Origin of the sequence: Bartonella sp. MU70NMGDW, from assembly GCF_042194085.1 — a bacterium.
Lineage (GTDB): Bacteria > Pseudomonadota > Alphaproteobacteria > Rhizobiales > Rhizobiaceae > Bartonella > Bartonella grahamii.
The window spans coordinates 1-3,347 of record NZ_JBHIMK010000034.1 but is presented as its reverse complement, the minus strand read 5'-3'; the positions used below and the strand labels follow the sequence as shown (position 1 = coordinate 3,347).

Genomic DNA, 3,347 nt, shown 5'->3' with positions numbered 1-3,347 from the left:
AATCTCTTTGTTGTTTATATGTCAATAAATTAAACGCAAAGGAAAATTCTTCGTCGTTCTTAGGATATTTTTCGTTTCTGAGCTTGATTTTTCATTCCAAATCGACAATATGAACTTGGGAGGTTGGTGGTGGACGAACTGCTCGCCAACTGGGTCAGGTCTGGAAAGAAGCAGCCCCAACGAGTTCTGGTACGGGTCATCGTGCCAACCTCCTATTTTGCTGAAGAAATTATTTTTTATGCTGTCTTTTAGCGAGGTATTTTTAATCTTCAGAGCGGCATTTGTATGTAGCAAATGAAGGGATTTAGTTATTTTTAAACAAATTGTCCCATAAATAATTTGATTAAGAAAAAATCCTTTTATATGAGACTACAGTATTGATCTACGCTTTTGTATATCAAAATGTATGCATAAAAAACTTCGAAGTTGGAAATATTCATGGAAAATGTACCGGTAGAAACAGCCTATCGTGTTCTTGCTCGTAAATATCGACCCCAAAACTTCTCTGACCTCATTGGTCAGGAAGCTATAGTGCGTACTCTCACCAACGCCTTCGAAAAAGGTCGTATTGCACAAGCGTGGATGTTAACAGGGATTCGTGGCGTAGGTAAAACCACAACAGCACGTATTTTGGCACGTGCACTTAATTATAAAACAAAAGATATTGACCAACCAACAACCGTATTGGACTCTCTTGGTGAACATTGCACACAAATTATCGAAGGACGCCATATTGATGTTATAGAAATGGATGCCGCTTCTCATACGGGCATTGATGATATTCGTGAAATTATTGAACAAATACGCTATCGTCCTGTTTCTGCACGTTATAAGGTTTATATTATCGATGAAGTACATATGCTCTCAACACAAGCCTTTAATGGTTTATTGAAAACTCTTGAAGAACCACCGTCCCATGTGAAATTTATTTTTGCCACAACAGAAATTCGCAAAGTTCCTATTACAATTCTTTCGCGTTGCCAACGTTTTGATTTGCGACGTATTGAATCAAAAGCTTTGAGTGCACATTTGCGCCAAATTGCGAAATATGAAAAGGTAGAAGTAGAAGATCAAGCACTCTCTATGATTGCCCGTGCTGCAGAAGGATCTGCACGTGATGCATTATCCATTTTTGATCAGGCGATCGCCCATAGCAATGGCAATGTCAATGCCATTGCGGTGCGTACAATGTTAGGATTAGCGGATCAAGCACGTATTATTGATCTTTTTGAATTTATCATGAAGGGCGATGTTGTCAATGCATTACATGAATTACGCAGTCAATATGAGGCAGGTGCTGATCCTCTTACTGTATTGACAGAACTAGCCGATTTTAATCATCTGGTTACACGTTTACGTTTTACACCAGAAATAGTGGAAGATTTCTCACTGACTGAAGAACAACGTTTAAGAAGCTTAAACTTTTCAAAAAAACTTTCCGTTCCTGTTTTATCCCGAAACTGGCAAATGTTACTCAAAGGTTTGCAGGAAGTTAATCAAACTGCACGTCCGCTTCAAGCCGCTGAAATGCTTTTAATTCGTCTTGCTCACACGGCTGACTTACCAACTCTTGATGAAGCTTTAAAAAAGCTTACGCAAGAAAAAAAACCTCTCACACTGGCTAAAAACTCTTCTCATCAAGAATCTACAAATACAAATAATATAACAAAAGAAACAATGGTCGAAGCCCATGCTTCCTCCAGCGTTTCAAATACATTACCAGATCAATCAGATTTAAAAACATCCTTGAAAAACCAATTAGATCATTCCTTAAAACAGGAAAATTTAGTTAGAAATCGAAACCCTGACAAAATCAACGCCCAAGAAATAACAGAAACTCTTGAAACTTCTCAATCTATTGATCTTTCTGAAAAGAGTGCAAATTTATCGCATTCTGTCACGCAAACAACGGAAAAGATTACTCAACCTAAAACTCTAGTGATTAATTCTTTGCACGATATTGTTCAATTAGCCGAACAGCATAATGATGCTCCTTTCAAACTCCTTATTAAAGAATTTGTTCATCCTGTTTCTTTTGAAGCTGGGCATATTACCTTAAGACTTTCTGAAAATACCCCTCAATTTCTTGCTCATGATATAGAAAAAAAGATATCTCAATGGACTGAAAAACGCTGGACAATAACTTTTGTTAATGAAGGAGGTGGCCCAACCTTACAGGAGGAAAGTATAGCGATTCAAAAGACTCTTTTTTCCAATGCAGAAACAGATCCTGATATCGCGAAAATCCTCAACCATTTCCCAGAAGCAAAAATTGTCGATATTCGACTCAATAAAGAAGAAAATGATCTTGATTTACTCCCCAATACCTTTAAAAATGCTGATATTTTAAAAAATAAAAATGATATCAATGATGAATAAGGATACCTATTCCTATGCGTGAAATGATGAGCATGATGAAAAAAGCCAAAGAAATGCAAGAAAAAATGCAGAAGATTCAGGAAGAAATAGCTAATCTGCAAGCTACCGGCACTGCAGGGGGGGGGCTCGTCAATATCACTTTAAATGGCAAAAATATTATAACAGCAATTCAAATTGATCCTTCATTACTCAACCCTGAGGAAGCTGAAATTCTCGAAGATCTCATTATGGCAGCTTATAATGAAGCAAGAACAAAAATCGAAATTGCAATAGAAGAAAAAACCAAAAGTATAACGGCAGGGTTACCGCTCCCTTCAGGTTTAAAGCTTCCATTTTAATGAAACGGATCTTTTTCTTGGGACAAAAATATGTCTAAATACATTGCAGGACCTGAGATTGAACGTCTCATTCAGATTTTATCACGTATACCAGGTCTTGGTCCACGTTCAGCGCGTCGTGCTGCGCTTCATCTTATCAAAAAAAAAGAGACATTGCTGGAGCCTTTAGGAGCAGCTATACAAGCAGCTATAGAAAAAGTTGGCATTTGTTCTGTTTGTGGAAATGTCGATACCATTGATCCTTGTTCAATTTGTACAGATCCTCGCCGCGATGATACAACAATTATCGTTGTTGAAGATATTGCTGATCTGTGGGCTCTTGAGCGCGCAAAAACTTTAGCCGCACGTTACCATGTATTGGGTGGACGACTCTCCCCCTTAGATGGAATAGGTCCTGACGAACTCAACATTGCCACCTTAATACAACGTGTTGTACAAAACCCTATTAGGGAGATTATTCTTGCTGTCAATGCGACTGTCGAAGGTCAAACAACTGCTCACTATATCACCGATCAGCTTTCCAATTTTTCAGTTAAAATTACACGACTTGCTCATGGTGTTCCTGTAGGAGGCGAACTTGATTATCTTGATGATGGAACTTTAGCAGCAGCTGTACAAGCACGAACAAAT

Annotated in this window: 3 protein-coding genes and 1 other RNA gene; all 4 read left to right on the top strand. The window is 38.1% G+C overall.

All coding sequences use genetic code 11. The features are described from left to right. Nucleotides 1–118 precede the first annotated feature (118 nt). An RNA gene (gene ffs / locus ACFIKE_RS04920) (signal recognition particle sRNA small type) lies at nt 119–216 on the top strand. 222 nt (nt 217–438) lie between these two features. Beyond that, nucleotides 439–2,379 carry a DNA polymerase III subunit gamma/tau gene (locus ACFIKE_RS04915; RefSeq protein ID WP_375648539.1) on the top strand — a complete coding sequence of 647 codons (1,941 nt, stop codon included), beginning with the start codon at nt 439–441 and terminating at the stop codon, nt 2,377–2,379. A gap of 14 nt (nt 2,380–2,393) precedes the next feature. Continuing rightward, nucleotides 2,394–2,717: a YbaB/EbfC family nucleoid-associated protein gene (locus ACFIKE_RS04910; protein ID WP_375626779.1), complete on the top strand. Its 324-nt coding sequence runs from the start codon at nt 2,394–2,396 to the stop codon at nt 2,715–2,717. A 30-nt stretch (nt 2,718–2,747) separates the two neighbouring features. Then, a partial coding sequence (gene recR / locus ACFIKE_RS04905; protein WP_375648538.1) for a recombination mediator RecR occupies nt 2,748–3,347 on the top strand: 600 nt, incomplete at its 3' end.

Excerpts from the sequence above, each read along its gene's own strand:
- ACFIKE_RS04915 (WP_375648539.1), top strand. The coding sequence starts at position 439 with ATGGAAAATGTACCGGTAGAAACAGCCTATCGTGTTCTTGCTCGTAAA.
- ACFIKE_RS04910 (WP_375626779.1), top strand. The coding sequence starts at position 2,394 with ATGCGTGAAATGATGAGCATGATGAAAAAAGCCAAAGAAATGCAAGAA.